This window comes from Novispirillum itersonii subsp. itersonii ATCC 12639, assembly GCF_000381985.1.
GTDB classification, from domain to species: domain Bacteria; phylum Pseudomonadota; class Alphaproteobacteria; order Rhodospirillales; family Rhodospirillaceae; genus Novispirillum; species Novispirillum itersonii.
This window is the reverse complement of the sequence record NZ_KB907338.1, coordinates 69,421-87,197: the sequence shown is the minus strand read 5'-3', so window position 1 is coordinate 87,197 and position 17,777 is coordinate 69,421. Positions and strand designations below refer to the sequence as shown.

Sequence of the window (17,777 nt, the reverse complement as noted above, 5' to 3'; positions counted from 1 at the left end):
GCCCCGAGTACGGAACTGCCCCCCCCTTTAACTGTCCCGAGTACGGAACTGCACCCCCCTTTAACTGCCGAAAAAGCGGAACTCGCGCCGCAGAGGGAAGAGGAAGAGAAGGAGGGAGAGGAGGAGGGAGAGGAGCAGGAGCAGAAGGGAAAGAGGAAAGAGGAAAGAGGAAAGAGGGAGGGGGAGAGAAGCAGGAGCAGGAGCAGGAGCAGGAGGGCAGGGGCCGGGAGCCCTGCCGCTGCTGCCCCCCACCCGCCTGCGGCCTGACGGTAATCGGTCCCGGTTGGCAGACCGGGGCGGGTCGGGCAGTGTGGATGCCCCCCCTTGCAACCGCCGGTCCTGCCCGCATATGGGAAGGCCGGATCCCCTTTCAGCGATGGACCTGCCCGCGATGACCCGCCCCGCCCTGCTTGCCGTCCTGCTGCTGCTGCCCACCCCCACCGTGGCCGGTGACTTCAATGATACCCCGCCCAATGCCGCCGCCCAGCGCCCGGCCTTCCCCGGCCAGACCCGCGCCCCGGTGATTGCCGACACCACCCGCCTTCAGCACAGCGTGGTTGCCGCCGGTCTGGAACACCCGTGGGGCATGGCAGAGCTGCCCGACGGCGGCTGGCTGGTGACGGAACGGCCCGGCCGCCTGCGTCTGGTGCGGGCCGACGGCACCCTGTCGGCCCCGGTGGCCGGACTGCCGGAGGTGGACGCCGACGGTCAGGGCGGGCTGCTGGATGTGGCGGTGCGCGACGACTTTGCCACCACCCGCCGGGTGTGGTGGAGCTATGCCGAGCCCCGGGGCAGCGACGGCAACGGCACGGCGGTCGCCACCGGCACCCTTGCCGCCGATGGCAGCAGGCTGACCGACGTGCGGGTGATCTTCCGGCAGACCCCGGCGTGGCGGTCGCGGCTGCATTTTGGCTCGCGGCTGGTGTTTGACCGCGACGGCGGGCTGTTTGTCACCACCGGCGAACGGTCAGACCGGGCGGCGCGGCCACTGGCGCAGGACCCGGCGACGCATCTGGGCAAAGTGGTCAGGATCTCGCCCGACGGCGGGCCGATGCAGGCCACCCCGGCCTTTCCCGGTGGCCTGCCGGAGGTCTGGTCGGTCGGCCACCGCAACGTGCAGGGGGCAGCACTGGCCCCCGACGGCACCCTGTGGACGGTGGAACACGGCCCCCGGGGCGGTGACGAGCTGAACCACCCGCAGCAGGGCAAAAATTACGGCTGGCCGGTAATCACCTATGGGCAGGAATACAGCGGCAGCGCCGTCGGCGGCGGCAAAACCGCGCAGGATGGCCTGGAGCAGCCGGTCTATTACTGGGACCCGGTGATCGCCCCCGGCGGCATGGCGTTTTACACCGCCGACCGCATCCCCGGCTGGCGCGGCAGCCTGCTGATCGCCGGGCTGGGGGCGCAGGCGCTGGTCCGCCTGACGCTGGACCCGGCCAGCGGGCCCGGCGGGGGATCCGGCAGTGGCGGCAGCCTTGTCACCGGCGAGGCCCGCTACTTCGACGGCACCGCCCGCATCCGCGATGTGGCGGTGGCCCGCGATGGCAGCGTCATGCTGCTGACCGACGAAAGCGACGGCGCCCTGATCCGGGTGGATGTGGCGCGCTGACGGAAAACCATCATGGCGCGCTTTAATGATAAAAATCTCTTAAAAAGAGCATTGCGCCGGGCGGGCCGGACGCCTGAGGGACCGGTCAGGGGCCGCAAAGTGACAGAAAGTGACAGATTTTGTCATAAAAGATCACATCAGGTCACAGTCAGGGGTCTTAACACGATAATCTGTCAAAAACTGTCAGTCCGCAGAGCGGCATAAATCGAGAAAACCGTTTTTTCTGAAATATCTCTGCTTTTATTTCCCCATTCCCCGCCTAGATCTTCTGTACTATTCGCGTCCATAGGCTGTCACATCCCCGTCTGCTCACCCCAAGGGGGACAGGCGTTCACCCTATGGAAGCGTCATCATGTCAGAGACTCTGTTCAAAGGCCTCTCGTGGAAGCTGGTCAAGACCCCCGGCGTTGACGAGATTGTGCTGATCAACAACACCGATCAGGAGATTAAGCTGACGCAGCTTGAGCTGCGGACCAACATCCTGATCGGTCAGGGCACAGACCAGAAAAACCTGACGGCAGAAGCCATTGAGGAGCTGTCTGACGACAAAAACTATAAAAAGCTGATGGAAGGGCCGGACTGCGAGGAAAAAACGCAGGCCATCACCAGCAAAAAAGAAGAAATCTTCCGCAGGGCTATGGCGAAGTCAAAGTTCTCCTACGCCCCGGAACAGATAAGATACGCCACAGACATTTATCTGTGTCCGTGGGGTGATCTGTCGATCAGTGACAGCGACCTTGGCTATTACGGGACATCCGCCGACTGGACCAAAGACGCCCGGGATGAGGATTATTACAAATACCGGGTCACATACTTTAACTACAAGCGCCCGGCCAGCATTCCGCCCCGGGGGCAGGCGTCGCTGTCTTATGTCAGCAGCTTCCGGTATATGTCTTACGATGCCTCGATCGAAGGTCTGGCGGCGCTGCCCGATGTGCGCGTCAAACAGAAGGGCGACGCCGCCGCCAGACCGGTGGAGCTGGTGGCGGTGGTCACCGCCATGCACGGGCTGGATGGCCCGGTGAAGGTGGTGTCAAAGGCCGATACCGGCCTTGTCGGCGGCGCGTCGCTGCCCCGCCGGGTGCTGGGCTATTACGCCAATTACTTTGCCTATGAACGCGGGATCTCGATCCGCGATCTGCCGTTCTCGCACCTTAACGAGCTGTCATACGGCATGTTCTCGATGACGGTTGACGGTGTTCCCGCCAGCTCTGACAGCTGGGGGGATGACTGGCAGATCAGCTCGTTACAGTTTCTGCGCCGCCTGAACCCGGAGCTGAAGGTCAACCTGATCGTCGGCGGCTGGCCGAAAGAGCTGAGCTTTGACGTCCGCCGGGTCAGCGGCCCGCCGGAAAGCTGGGCCAACATGCCGCGCGGCGGGAACAATCCCGACGTTTCGCTGTATATTGTCCCGGCCACCGGCCTTCAGCCCCCGCAGTTTTACATCCAGCGCTGGCCCCGCTATGACGGCGACGGGTCAGCCGACACCAGACCGTGGTCGTTTTACCCGGTTTCCACATCGCTGTTCGGCGGGCTGTCTTTCATCAGCGGTGCCAAAGAGATTGCCGTCCTGCTGGACAGCCTGCCGCACACCCCGGCGACGCAGTGGTTTAAGGATATCGACCTGCTGACCCAGCTACAGCTTCAGACACTGCTGGCCGCGGCCCTTAATCGCCAGATTCTGCCGGCGGCTGACCTGTTTACGCTGATCAGCCGCGACCCCGCCCGCCGCCGCACCTTTGCCCGGCGGATCATGACCGCCATCGACACGCTGGGCTTTGACGGGGTTGAGATTGACTGGGAATACCCGTCCGCCGCCGACGGCCCCGGCTATGTCGCCCTGCTGGAAGAGCTGCGGAAACAGGCCGAGGCCCTGTACCAGAAGAACCTGCGCGCCGGAACCCCCCGGCCCCGCATCAGCATCGGCATCGCCGCCCCGGCCAGCCCGCAGAAGATCCGGCTGCTGGATACGGTGGACCCCGCCGATCAGGGGCTGGATACCTACTGGCGGCGGATCGGCGAGCTGGTCGATACCGTGCATGTCATGACCTATGACTACGGCGGGGGGTGGCTGCAGTATTCCGACTTTAACGCCCCGATGCGCCCGGCGTCGTCGGCCCCTGCCGACGGGTCAGAAGCGCCCTGCGGCGTGATCCCGACCATCGAAACCATGCTGGGCTATGTCAACAGCCTGTGCCTGACCCGCCGCCAGCTTTCGCTGGGGGTGCCGTTCTATGGCCGCGCCGTCTATGTCAGCAGTGACGACAAAGACCGCCCCGCCACCACCAGCCGCGAAGACTGGGACAGCGGCATCAACCGCCCGGTGCTGAAGGGCCCGGCGGTGCCGGGGCAGTTTAACGACAGCTCGGGCACCTATCTGTACAGCCACATCGTGCAGGAAATGGACAAGGGCGCGGCGTCACCCGCCTTCCCCGCGTTTAAGGCCGCGCCGCTGCACCCCAAGGCGCGGGCCCCGTCGCTGCTGACCTCGCACGCCGGTAAGGCGATGCTGGTGACCTATGACAACCCGGCCTCGGTGCGGGAAAAGGTCCGCTATGCCCGGCAACAGGGTCTGGGCGGGGTGATGGTGTGGGATCTGTCAGGCGATGTGCCGGTCGATCACCCGAAATCGCTGCTGCGTGCCGTCGCCGACGAACTGCGGCAGGAACGCCCGGCCCTGCGGCCCGACACCCGCACCGCCGGGGCCGCCGCCGGGCCTGACGGTCAGGGGCAGTTTTCGCTGGCCGCACAGGCCCATGCCGCCCTGCCGTCACGGCGGCTGTGGGCGGCGGCCCGCGATTACGGCGGCCTGCGGGCGGCCCGGGCGCTGCCGCAGGCCGACCGGCTGCTGGCGATGGCCCCGCTGCCCGGCGGGCGGCTGGCGGTGGCGCTGGCGGCAGGCCGGGTGCAGTGCCTGACGGTGGACAACACCAGCAAAGACCGCCCCTGGGTCACCCGCATGGCATGGCTGATAAACGGGGAGGGAACAGGAGGAAACGCCACCGTGCGCGCCCTGCTGGGCCTGCCATCGGGGCGGATTCTGGCCCTGCTGGCCGACGGGCGGCTGCTGTCTCTGGCCGGCAATGCCGACACCCCCGCCGACACGGAGACCATCGCCACCGGTCTCCCCGCCGGTACAACCGCCGCCCTGATCCCCGGCTGGGGCAATACGGCCCTGCTGCTGCTGGGGGGCGCGGTGTATCTGTATGACCCCGCCGCCGGGGCCGGGACCCCGGCGGTGCGGCTGCTGCTGGGCGGTGGCACCGCCCCGGCGGTGCGCTGCGCCGTCGCCATGCCGGGCGGCCTGCTGGTGACCGGCGGGGACCGCACGGCAGAGATCCCCACCGTCGGCGTGTGGGATGTCAGCGGCAGCGCCCCGGTGCTGCGCGGATCGCCGGGCCGGGCCGATGGCGAGGACTGGGGCAGCATTGCCTTTCTGACCGCGCTGGCCGACGGGTCGGTGGCGGCCCTGACCGCCTATGGCAACTATCAGGTCTACGGCCCCGATGCGCTGGCCCCCGGCCACATGACCCCGGCGTGGTGCGCCGCCGCGCGCAACCAGCAGGCCGGGCGCGCCCTGCTGGCGCTGCCGCACGGCGGGTTCCTCAGTGTTACCGACAATGCCATCCTGTTCTGGTCGCCGCAGGCGGACGGCGGCTATACGCTGATCCACCGCCTGACGCCGCCCCCGGCCTTCTTCCTGTCGGCGGCGGTGCTGGATGACGGCGGCGTGGTGATCAGCCACGACACCGATACCCTGCTGCATATCGAGGCCCGGGGCTGGCCCCGGACCGAAGCCACCCTGCGCGGATCGTGGGACTGGCGCTATGGGGCAGACCGCGCTTCGTGGCTGCATCATCTGGTCCGGGCCGGAAACACCGCCGGGCTGGTGCAGGCCCTGACCGACGGGGCCCCGGCGGATCTGACCACCGATACCCCCGATGCCCCGGTCAGCCTGATCGGCGCCGCCCTGCTGTCACAGAACGCCGACGCGGTGCCGCTGCTGGCCGCCGCCGGGGCCCCGCTGTGGAGCGCCCCGGCGGTCAACCGCATCAGCGGCCCGGTGTTTGGCGAAGCGCTGCTGGCCCGGCTGCTGCCCCCGCCCCTGCGGGAGGTGGTGCCCCACACCGTGCCCACCCTGCCCGACAGCGACCCCCACAGCCCGGAGCCACCCGATACTGATACCGATCTCGATACAGATACGGATACGGATCCCGCCCTGCCCGCCCCCCCGGCGGTGATCCTGCCGCCGGAGACCGCCGCCTTTCTGTCAGATCACCCGCGTCTGGGCCTGCTGATGGTGTCCACTCTGGCCCCGACCCTGCCGGAGGTGGCCCGCGCCATCCAGCACATCCTTCAGGATTACGCCGTCGATGATGCCCTGCTGGCGGTCGCCGCCGGGGATGGCGACGCCGCCCTGATGCACCTGCCCGCCACCGAGCCGGGCAAACCGCAGGACATGACCGCCCGGGAAGGGCTGAGCCCCGCCCTGCGGGAGGCCGTCGCCCGGCTGAAAGGCCAGCGCTTTGCCGATGACCGCGCCTTTCAGACCGCCCTTGACGCGGTCTGGACCGACCCGGAGAAAGACCGCCCGTGGCGCCGGTATGAACGCGATCAGCTGATCAGCGCCGCCAGCCACCCCCTGCGGCCCGAGGCCTTCCGGCTGACCGAAACGCCCGAAGCCAGCGCCGTGGCCCTGCACCACTACGGCAGGCTGCTGGATCTGGGCTGGCCGGTGACTGTCAAGGGCGCCCCGGTGCCGCTGTCCACCGCCGCGCCGGTGCTGTACAGCCAGCTGATGCAGGCCGGGCGCGACGCGCTGACCCCTGACAGCGCGCAGGACCCGGTGGCCGACCCGCAGGCCGGGGGCAGGCCGCTGCCCCCCGCCGTCACCAACCTGCTGCTGGCCGCCCCCTTTATCGCCGAGCCGCTGGCACAGGCGGCAGACAGCCTGATTGCCGGGCTGGGCCAGCCGGTGCGGCAGTTCAGTCAGGCGGAACAGCAGGCCAACCGGGTCTCGCTGGCCGATCTGTCGGCGGTGCAGGACCCGTTTCAGGCCCTGACGGAGCTGGACGGCGGCGTGCCGATGGCCGCGGCCGCCCTGTATGCGCTGGTGCGCGACCGCACCCTGTCACCCCGGGGCGACCGCCCGACCCGGGCCGAGGTGCTGGACTTTATCGCCCGTCACAACGCGGTGGACTGGCTGCCGCAGGCCGACCCCACCGGCCTGCCGCAGGCCGATACCGCCTGGACCCGCGAAGCCCTGAGCCTGCCGCCCGACCCGGCGATGCTGCCCGACCAGCCGACCGACGGGGCATCGCCCGATGCGGTCTCCGCCGGGCGGATGGGCACCCTGCTGCGCCCCCCTGCCCCGGTGACGAAAGACCCGGTTGATCACACCAAAAGCGAGTTCAGGCGCCAGACCCAGTTTCTGCACGAACAGCAGATGAAGTTTAAGATGCAGGCGTGGCAGAATAAGATCAACTTTGACACCGGCATCCTGAAGCAGGCGGATGAAGAGCTGAAGCAGGCCGCCGCCCTGCGGGCACGGGTGGCCAATGTGGATCTCCACATCAGCACGATCCGCAGCAAACTGGACAAGATTGATCAGATCACGACCCAGAAAACCGAGCCGATGTCCCCGAAGGCACTGCGCGAGGCGGGCTTTGTCGCCCCGACCCCGGCGGGGGCAGGAGACAACGATCCGCTGCCGCCCGAGGCGTTCAAAAAGCTTCTGGCCGACGAAAAAATACGCCTGACGGACGCCTGCGAGACCACGGTCAAGGGCCGCGACGCCCTGAGCGCTGAGGCCGACACCCTGACCCGCAAGGCCACCGCCACCCAGAATGGGCGGCGGACCAGCGACGTCCGCGCCGCCCGCGCCGAGATGAGGGAGGCCCAGCGCAAGCTGACCAAAATGCAGGACTACGCCATGCTCGCAGAGAAGGCGAAGTACTACGGCGACAAAGCCATCGACTGGCTGCAAAGCAAGGGCCATCTGTCCGCCGAAACGGCAGAGGTGCTGCACAAGGTGCTGGATATCAGCAACCGGGTGGTCAAGTTCGGCACCGCCCTTGGCACCATCTTCTATGGCCTGAAGCAGATCACCGCCATGAAGAAGGGCGGCGGGCTGGGCAAGATGGATATGGTGTCGATGGGCATGAGCATCGCCTTCACCGCCGTCAGCCTGATCACCGAGGCCATCTGGGGGCCGGAGCCGGACCCGGTGGAGGAAATGTACAAGGCGCTGGCCGAGCAGATGGAGCAGATTCAGAAAAGCCTTGGCATTCTGTCTGACCAGATCACGGTCTTCAGCGCCGCCGTCGATCAGCGCTTTGACGAGCTGTCAGCGCAACTGGACGGCATGATGCGCGACCTGAGCGCCCGGCTGGACACGATGGCACAGACCATCGAGGCCGGTTTCTCGGTGACCCGGCAGGAGGTCAGGCAATCCACCGCGCAGGTGCTGCTGGCCCTGCAACGCGGCTTTGACGCGGTTGACCGCCGTCTGGATCTGCTGGGCGACCGGCTGGAGGCCGACGTCACCTATCTTCAGTCGATGATCACCGCCGGTCTGATGACCGAATACGAAGAGATCGACATCACCATCGAAAAAGAAGAAACCGAACAGCTGACCCTGCCCGCAACCGACCGCCGCCTGTCTGACGACCCCCTGCGGCTGGCCGAATACCGCAACCGCCTGATCGGCGGCCTGCGCGACAAGCTGCTGGGCCTGCCGCCCAAGGCGCTGGAAACCAGCCTGCCCGCCCCGTGGCTGGGGGCATGGCCGCTGGCGGTCGGGGCGACATCCGCCGCCATCACCCCGGCCATGCTGGACCGCATCGGCGACTGCTACGACTTTTACATCCGCCGGGGCACCGGGGCCACGGCACAGGGGGCGCGGGTGTACTTCTCTGCCCCCTACGGCCAGAAGCTGGCGCGGCGCTTTCTGTGGATCTCAGAAAAGCTGGTGCCGTTTTCCCTTACCCCGGCCCTGCTGGCCGCCGATGTCGATGCCCTGCTGGTCACGCCGCTGCGCCGCCTGACCGGCTTCCTGACCGATCTGCCGCACAGCCAGGACTTTTTCGCGGCCCTGCTGGATGATTATGATCAGGCGGTGGCGGCGCTGGCCGCACAGTGCGAAACGGTGATGCCCGGCGACATCGTGCAGGGCTGGAACCTGCCCGCCGGACGCCTGCAGGATATCCCCTTCCTGACCGGCCTGATCTGCGACGATGTGCCGGTGCTGTCGCTGTCAGATCTGGCCGCCGACACCGTGCCGTCTAACGCCGCCGTCCGCCGGGCGGGCCAGCTTGCCGACTTTGACCGCCTGCTGACCGGCCCGGCCCTGGGCTGGCGCGCCACCCGTCTGGCCCGCACGCTGGCGCTGGCCCATGCGCTGGGGGTGGCGGCCCTGTCGCTGAAGGAAGACGCCGACGGCGGCACCGTCACCCTGTGGGTGTCGTTTCAGGGGGCCAGCCTGCCGGTGGCGCAGATCATCATGCTGGCCGGGCGGGTGGTTGACAGTGACCTGCTGATGCCCGGCAACGCCCTGCCGACCAAAATCGCCCGCGCCTGCCGGGCGGTGCAGGGGCAGGCGATTGACGCCCGCAACCGCCGCATGATCGCCGAAACCGGCCCGCAGCGGGCGGATCTGGATGCTGCGGTTGGCCGCCTGTGCCTGTTTATGGGGCTGGCGGGCCTGTCAGAGGCAGGCATGGCGGAAACCCTGAGCCTGCTGTGGTCTTCAGGCCGGATAGAGGCCTATCTGGCGGCACAGGCCGATCTGGCCCGCAGCCGCCGCGACGGCGACCCCCGCCGCTGGGTGTTCAGCCCGCCGCTGCCGGTGCTGCTGCGCAGCAGCACCGAGACCAACGCCCGGGACCGCCTGACGGCGGCCCTGACCGGTCTGGCCGCCCTGCCGCCGCAGGACAGCCGCCGCGACCCGGTGCCCGCCCGGATGCTGGCCGACCTGAAAGCCGTGCAGGATCAGGCGGAGGCCCATCTTGCCCGGCTGCGGTCGATCCCGGTGCCGGAGCTGCCGGAGCTGGCCGGTCTGGATGGTCTGGCCGGTCTGGCGAAACTGCCGGAGCTGGCGGGGGCATAACCCGGTCGGGGGTCGCCCCCTCTACCCTGTCCATCCGGCTGCCGGATGCTATAAAGGACCCTTGCACAGACATACGCCCCCCGCCGGAACCCCCGGCGGGGGCGGGCAATGGGACTGACTGGGTATGCCACGGATTTTGGTTGTAGAGGATGACGCCTCGCTGCGGGATGATCTGACGGTCTTTCTGGAGGCAAAGGGCTATACCGCCACCGGGGCCGCCACGGTGGCCGGGGCCCTGCAAACGCTGGAGGCTGCCGCCTTTGATCTGATTCTGCTGGATCTCGGGCTGCCCGACGGCAACGGCCTTGACCTGCTGCGGCAGGTGCGGGCCCGCTGCGGCCTGCGCTGCGGCGTGGTGGTTTTATCCGCCCGGAACGGTCTGGAAGACCGCCTGCAGGCGCTGGAGGCAGGCAGCGACGGCTATCTGATCAAACATGCCAGCCTGCGGGAAATTGAAGGCACCCTGCGCAACCTGCTGCAGCGGCTGCCCCCCGCCGCCCCGCACGCCCAACCCCGCCGCCCGAGAGATCCACACGCCACCACACCGGACGCCAGAGCCCCCCACACCAGCCTGTGGACCCTGCACCGGCTGAACCGGACGCTGACCACCCCGGCGGGCACCCCGGTCGCCCTGACCGCGCGCGAGCTGGTGTTTCTGGACCTGCTGGCCGCACAGGCCGGGGCGGTCTGCCCCCATCAGGACCTGACGGCGGCGCTGGCCGAACACGGGGGGGATGCCAGTCAGGCCGGACTGATGACGCTGGTGCGGCGGCTGCGGCAGAAGGTACAGGACCAGACCGGGCAGGAGTCGCCGGTGCGGACGGTGTACGGGCGCGGGTACTGCTTTGCCGGTTCGGTGACGGTTCTGCCCCCGGCTGGCCCTTCCCCGGCTGGCCCTTCCTGACGGCCCGGTAAACGGCGATGGATCCCGTCACATCCCTGATTTTTGTCGAGGTGCTGACCGTCACCAACAGCATCACCGCGTTTCTGCTGTGGCGGGCCCGCCCCGGCCTGCGCGGGCTGGCGCAGATTTCCGCCGGGTGCCTGCTGCTGGCGGTGGCCTTCGCGCTGATGACGGTGCGCCTGCCGGTGGTGATTGTGATCGCCAACATCGCCACGACCGCCGCCATCGCCGCCGCCACCGAAGGCATGGTGATTCTGGCCGGGGGGCGGCCCATGCGCCTGCTGCTGCCGGGGATGACGGCGCTGACCGCCGTGCTGTGGATCGCCATGATGGGGCTGCTGCCGGAAGAAACCGGGCTGCGGGTGGCGGTGGCCTCTGCCCTGTACGGGGTGCTGTATATCCGGCTGCTGTGGCAGGTGATGGAAAATGGCCGGCGGTTCGGCGCGGCCCGTACCTGCATGGCGGTCAGCCTGCTGTGCCATCTGGCGGTGCTGGCCGGGCGGGCCGGGGCCGCCCTGCTGCACCCGGACCCGAACTTTACGGTCTCACCGCTGCTGATGTCGCTGCTGCTGCTGGAAGGGGCGGTGGTGATGACCCTGACCCTGTTCGCGACGATGATGATGGTGGGCACACGGCTGGATGATGACCTGAAAGAACGCACCCACACCCTGATGGCAGAACGGCGGATGCATGGGCAGCTGCGACAGTTTCTGTCAATGCTGGGGCACGAACTGCGGACCCCGCTGGCGGTCATCGACCGGGCGGCGGAACTGGGGCTGATGCTGCTGGACCCGCCACAGGCGGCGGTGACCGCGCGGTTGCAGACCATCCGCACCGCCGTCACCCGGGCCAGCACCCTGATGGATACCCTGCTGCTGGCAGAACGGGCGGAGCTGGACGGCAACACCGGCGACCTGATCGATCCGGCCCGGCTGATCCGCGATATTATCCGGGTGCTGGGCGACAAATACGACGGCCGCCGGATCCTCAGCACTCTGCCCGCCGACACCGCCCCCGAGACAGAAACGCCGGAGGGAGGGGCACCGGAGAGAGGGACGCCAGAGAGAGGGGCACCGGAAAACCGGCTGATGCTGCGGGGCGACCGCGAAATGCTGGCGGTGGCGGTCAGCAACCTGCTGGACAACGCCCTGAAGTTTTCCGGCCCGGATCAGACGGTGGAAATCACACTGCGGCGGGAAGACATGATCCGGATTTCGGTACGGGACCGGGGCATCGGCTTCCCGCCTGAGCAGATCGGCCAGGTGGGGCAACGGTTTTTCCGCGCCGCCAACGCCAGCCCGGTGCCGGGCACGGGGCTGGGGATGAGCATCGTCAAAACCGTCATCATCCGCCACCACGGCCACCTGACCCTGCGCAACCGCCGCAACGGCGGCGCCGAAGTCACCCTGCACCTGCCCCCCGCCGTGTGAGGGGGGGGGAATTCTGTGCTGCGTAACCTTAGTCAGGCCTCCCCTGACGGCTGGATGAAAAAGTCACGGCAGGTCAATTCGGGAGCCGTTCATCCAACGCCTGAAAGACCCCTGCCTTCCTCCACAGTTCTCTGTTTCCTACCACGTATAGACACTCCTTGGCCCGGGTCACGGCGACATTGAGCAGGTTGGGGCGCTCACCGGCCCAAGTCCGGGCACCGGCCTGGGTAGCAGCGGGTGCACCCAGCACCAGAATAACCGCCTCGGCCTCCCGTCCCTGAACCGTATGAACCGTACCGATCCGCTCACGGGCCCACTGCCAGGAGTTTCCGCCCCAATTTTCGGCTATTTTCTCCCGCTCAACGAGTACTCGAAGAGTGTCTGCGACGATGACAAAAGGGGTAACGAGATAAATGTCGGGGCCCTTACCGTCATCAAAGCCAATGCGAGCGTCTACCAACCGCCGCAGCATGCCTATGACCTCCCGGCCTTCCTCTGGCGACCACTTGTCGGCACCACCGCCCTGAACGTCGATCCAGGCCGATGGGCCTAGCACATCCCGAATGCGCGAGGCGCCAGACTTCTTTGCCTGCACCATCAGTCTATTATACGCGGTAACGTTAGAAACCCCGAACATGGGCTCGGCGCAGCGGCGATGCACCAACAATGGAACCCCGACCTCCCGGCTGCCGTTCCGCCCATCGAATTCGGCCATATAGGGGGTGGCCACGTCAGCCAATGTCTGAACCGAGGCATCGGGAGCATTGAAACGATCGGGATCGGCGCCAAACTGGCGACAAATGGCCTTCGTCAGAGTGTCCGGCAGGACCACCACTGGCTCGATTTGCAGGGGATCCCCCACCACCACGGCGCGACGTGTTCTCATTAAGGCACCCACTGCGGCCTGGGGTAAGGCTTGACCTGCCTCATCCACAAGCAGCCAACCGAGGCTCTGGGGAGGCAATGCCCCTAACATGCGCCCAACAGACGCAAATGTGGTTGAGAATAAGGGCACCACCAGGAACAACGATGCCCAGAGATCCGGCACCAGGGCGGCCTTAGCCTCGTCAGGCATTGCCTTACCGGCAAAGATGTTCATGAGGTTCCCAAGGTTATGACGGAGCGGCTTGGCCGCAGCATCAATGAAGGCCTTGTGCAGCTGCATGGCGGCGATGAAAACATCGTCGCGCGTTCGTTGCACGGCCTCATCCATCCATGGGGTCGCCTTGTGGAGCTCAGCGTGTGGCTGCACGAAAAATGCACTGTCAGCCACAGCATTCCCCAACCTGGCTCGCGCAGCCTTCACCGTACCGCGCAAAGCCGCATGCTCGTCTACCGCGGCCCTCAAAGCGCGTTCAGCCTGCTGCACGGCAGCCATTGTGTTAACACACTGCAATTCGCAGGCTCGTTTTTTGCTCTGGGCCTCCTGAAGAATTGCTCGAGCCGCGCGCTCTCCGGCCATCAGCGGATCATGCAGAGCTTTCCATTGGCGTGCTGCGGCCGACCGCAACAGGCGGTGGAGAAATCCAGGCCGAGCCCGGCCATGGCTCTCCAATTGTGCCCGGGAAAATTCTGCGGCCAAGGCAGCATCCCGGACCGCGTCTTCCACCTGTGAACGATCGGCTTCGGCCGCTGCAGCACGTCTGCGGGCAGCGTCAAGAGCCTGGCTCGCGGCGCTCTCCCGTTCCGCCGCAGCGTCAAGCTGCTGAACAGCCTGACGGGCAGTTTCCAGTTCCAGCAGGTGCTGGCGGCTGCGCTTCAGGGCCTGCCTAAACACCTCGCGAGCCCGGCGCCATCGGGCCAGCGCTTCCTCGTGATTTGCTGGGGGATCTTCCTCAAGGACGATTTTTGGCGGTCGCTCGAAGGTTTTGCCGGTCGCCGGGTCCTTATCTTCGACCATTTGTGGCGTGCCTGCCGCAGCCGCAAGATAAGTCGACATTCCGATGTCGCTGTCCCACCAGAAGGTCTGGCGAAACTTGCTACGATTGGTGGCATTCCCAAGGACCGCAGCGATCAGCCCCCACGTCTTCTTCGGCGCGTGGAGGGCGTCGGACAGGCAACGAAAATAACCAAGCCCCGCATCCTCAGCCAGTGCATCCAGGCCCGGCAATTCGGCGCTGACGTTCTCCACTGCCTTATTGTTGGAGGACGCCACCAATATCTCAAAACCCTTCAGCCGGTGATCGATGCGATAGAGGTGTAGCCACGCTTGACCCGCCTTGACTTTCTCACCGCTGTGCGTGAAGGCCTGCTGCGGATCATCGAAGCCCGCCATGACTTCGGCACGGGCCGTCACCAGCGCAGCGACCAAGTCGCGCAGCAGAGTCGTCTTCCCGGTTCCCGGCGGGCCGTTGACGGCTAGGATGCCGTCGTCTTGCAAGGTGGCGATGGCGGCGTTGACCGCAGCCTGCTGGAGCAAAACCAATGGATGTCGCCCCTTGCCGGGCCAACGCGCCGGAGGAATGAGTGCTGGTGCAATCGCGGCTTCCAGCGCACGATGGTCGCACAAGAGATCCTTCCGTGAAGCGGGATACTCCACGCCAAGATAACGACGCAGGTTGGGTGTGGCTCGTCCGGTCAGGAACGCACTTCGCGCGCTTGCCAGGTCCCCCAAGAAGAAACTGTTAAGCAGCAATGGCTCAGGTGAATCCGGTTGCTTGAAGTGCTGGAAGGTGCGAATAGCGAAGCTTGGCGGCTCAATCAGGTCCGCCGGCAGGCCGAGGGTTCCCGTAAGCCACTCATGGAGCTCTGTTATCATCTGCCGGGTGAGAGGAAGTACGTTTCCGTCCTGATCTGTACGCCGGATCTTGCCTTCCATGGCTTTGGTGAGTGCCATTTCGGCGGCTGGCCAGCCTGCCAGTCCGTCGAGATTGCCAGCCAGGGCATGGGGGACCGCCCAGCCAAAACTGGAGACTCCAACCGCAGACGCCTCCACGGGCATACCGTGCTGATCCACCACCACTACCGCCAGGGCCGCGTTCCCACGGGTTGCCGGCCGCTCCACCCGCCGGTCAGCATAGACGTCGAGGATGCGTTTGACGGTTTCTTCCAGACGTACGCTGCCGAGCACGATCTGATAATAGAGGCGGAAACCTTTCCGGAACGGCTCGCCACCAGCATCCCAGGGCAGTCGTGCCTGATCAATGCGGGCCACTGCCTGCTTATCGCCCCCTGCCAGATCTTCCGGTCGACGGTAAGATTGAGGTGAGAGGACTTCCAGCGCTACCCACGCATCAAGAGTGGCCTGCGGTGTTCCTGGAGCTGCAGGCTGTGGCGGGATGCGTCGTGCCGGCACATCTTGCACCGAAACCGATCTGGGTGCTGTCGCGGCCGCAGTCTGTAATTCTGGTTCAGGAGAACGGGCTATTTTCGCCGGGGGTTCTTTTAACCGCAATTGCACCTCGGCCATCAGCTTGACTGCGCGCGGAGTCCTGCGATGGGCAAGCTCAACCATGAGGAGTTTTAGCAACTGCCCATCCTCATTACGCTCAGCGAATGCGTCCTCCAACTCGCCAATCTTGTACGCGATAAATGGTCGGTCCATGGGGTCCTGGTAGGAGATTGGATGATTCTCTAAGATTACAACTCGCCTTTAGCGGGCGTAAAGATGTCAAAAGACGTGCAGACCATGCCTGGTCACTGTTGATACCTTAGCCCCTGGGAGAGACCTTAAACGCCCACCACGTCAGGAATCCCACATGCCCGCAGGGTGGCATACAAAGCATCATAAGCGGCAGGGGGGCGGGTCGGATCATCCGGGTCCCCCTTGGGGACGAACAGAACAAAACCCTGCCGAGCCCGCGTCATCAGAACCCGATATGTATTAAGGAGATAACGCCGCCGTAGCGGATCTGCCACCGCCTGCCACTTTGTGCCACTAAACCGATGGACAGCCCATGCATCAGCCGTCCGCCGGACATCCAAGTCCCAACAGACCACCGCCCAATCCAACTCAAGCCCCTGAACGTCAAATTGCGTGGCAACCTCTTCCAACGCGCAGGAGGCCCGGACATCTCCCTTCGGATTCAAAAACCAATTGGCAGGGTCGATGGCGGCTTTGACATGCACACCCTCCGGCCGTAAGCGCAGGGCGCCAGAGGATGCTAACATGCCATAGCGTTCGCTGCCCCGCGCCTTACTCCGTACCCAAGTCCGCGCAATAGCAAGATCGCGTGTGATTGCGATGGGATAGCGATTGCCCAGGTCATGATAGATCTGCGCTGCGGCTTGAGGTGTTCCGTCCAAAACTTCGCTGACAAAAGCTGAAAGCTGTTCCGCCCGGAAGGAGCGGAGCGACACCGATAGATGCAAATCAGACAGCTTCTGTACATCGTCATGGATCAACAGAGCTTTCGCCGGATCATCCAGCGCATAATGCGGGTCCGCCAAAACGGTTGAGGCATAGACCGCCCAATGCGGGAAACGATATCGCAGAGCAGAGAGCCACTCTGAAAGGCCGGCCTCGCCAGTATTGATTTCCTGCCCGCCGCCAATCAGGCAAATCACCGTGCACCACTCTGGGTTTCGATCCATGACGCTGATCAGAAACTCAGGCTCCGACATATTAAAATCGGCATGCCCCCGTTTGGTCTGCATAAACTTAGAGGTCTGATCACGATTCCAGGCCCGTTGGGCTTCATCAAAAACCACGACCTTTTCAAACGGGACCTCTACCGTATCAACATAGTGATCCCGGAAATGATGAATGTTTTGAATAAATTGACAAACGGACCGCTCAGCATCTGTCTTCTTACAGTTTTCCCGCGACACTTGATCGCGTGTTAAAGCCTCCCGCAGGACATCAACCAAAGCACCATTCCCAGATAAGAAAACGGCATGCTCATCTTGGTGCCCATGCTTGCGCAAAGTCGCGATATTAAGACCAGCAAGGGTCTTTCCGGCACCCGGGACACCTGTCACAAAGCAGATTGATTTCTTGCTGTCTCTTTTTGATGCCTCAATAACCTGCGCAATGCAGTGGGCCGTTTCTTGAAGATTTTTAGCACCAGCGTCAGAGCGAGCAATTTCAACCACCGCATGCTGACGATACAGGGCCTCTGCTGCTTCAATAATCGTTGGTGTTGGACGATAGCCTGAAGTCGCCCACTCAGCAGCCAACAAAGGCACTTGCGTCACCGTCTGCGGGAGAGACTGGTCAAAAACCGCGACCAAACCATCCCGCCCAATCAGCACCGGCGTCGCCACCCCATCGGCAGCCCAAACCATATCATGCGTGGGTGTTTTTGCCTCAGTCGCGATCAAAACTGGGACAATCGCCCGATCATGACTGCCAGCATGAAAGTTTTTCAAATCCAAAGCATAATCATGCACTTGATCCAACGCATAACGATCAAAGCTCTTGGATCCAACCTTGAATTCCAGAACGTAGACAGCCGCCCCGTGGATCACAACAGCATCCGCCCGCTTACCGACCCGAGGAATGGAAAACTCTAAGAAAAGAAACCCATCAGGAACCACAGCCAGAACCTGTCGGAGGTAACGAATTTCCTGCATCCACGCATTGCGCTGCTGATGCTCTAAAGCATGCTGGTGATGCTGCGCCAAAGCCCCAAGAACTTGCTCGTCCGATGCCCGCAAAAAATCGACAGTCTGAGCAGCATAGTAGGCAACAATCATCAAAGCGCATCCTCTCAGGAGCAGATTTTTCCCGACAGCAGACAATACATCCTATAGGGGTTTATGGCAGAGGATATCCCTCAAAAC

Annotated in this window: 6 protein-coding genes; 4 read left to right on the top strand and 2 right to left on the bottom strand. The window is 64.9% G+C overall.

From position 1 onward, the window contains the following. Window positions 1-391 precede the first annotated feature (391 nt). The 4 genes from G365_RS0103760 to G365_RS0103745 all read left to right on the top strand — a co-directional run bounded on the left by G365_RS0103760 (window position 392) and on the right by G365_RS0103745 (window position 12,053). The gene (locus G365_RS0103760) at window positions 392-1,612 is read left to right on the top strand and encodes a PQQ-dependent sugar dehydrogenase (RefSeq protein ID WP_043741505.1); all 1,221 of its coding nucleotides are present in this window, start codon (window positions 392-394) and stop codon (window positions 1,610-1,612) included. Between the two features lie 352 nt (window positions 1,613-1,964). Further along, complete coding sequence (locus G365_RS0103755; protein ID WP_019644167.1) at window positions 1,965-9,719, top strand: glycosyl hydrolase family 18 protein; 7,755 nt, start codon at window positions 1,965-1,967, stop codon at window positions 9,717-9,719. 124 nt (window positions 9,720-9,843) lie between these two features. Continuing rightward, window positions 9,844-10,623 carry a response regulator transcription factor gene (locus G365_RS20225; protein ID WP_019644166.1) on the top strand — a complete coding sequence of 260 codons (780 nt, stop codon included), beginning with the start codon at window positions 9,844-9,846 and terminating at the stop codon, window positions 10,621-10,623. Between the two features lie 17 nt (window positions 10,624-10,640). Continuing rightward, window positions 10,641-12,053, top strand: coding sequence for a sensor histidine kinase (locus tag G365_RS0103745; protein WP_019644165.1), 1,413 nt, complete (start codon window positions 10,641-10,643; stop codon window positions 12,051-12,053). Window positions 12,054-12,126: 73 nt separating this feature from the next. Here the strand turns inward: G365_RS0103745 and G365_RS0103740 are convergent, their stop codons facing one another. Beyond that, window positions 12,127-15,597: a DEAD/DEAH box helicase gene (locus G365_RS0103740; protein WP_019644164.1), complete on the bottom strand. Its 3,471-nt coding sequence runs from the start codon at window positions 15,595-15,597 to the stop codon at window positions 12,127-12,129. A 125-nt stretch (window positions 15,598-15,722) separates the two neighbouring features. After that, entirely contained in the window at window positions 15,723-17,690 is a 1,968-nt protein-coding gene (locus G365_RS0103735) for a DUF2075 domain-containing protein (RefSeq protein WP_019644163.1), read from the bottom strand. Window positions 17,691-17,777 lie beyond the last annotated feature (87 nt).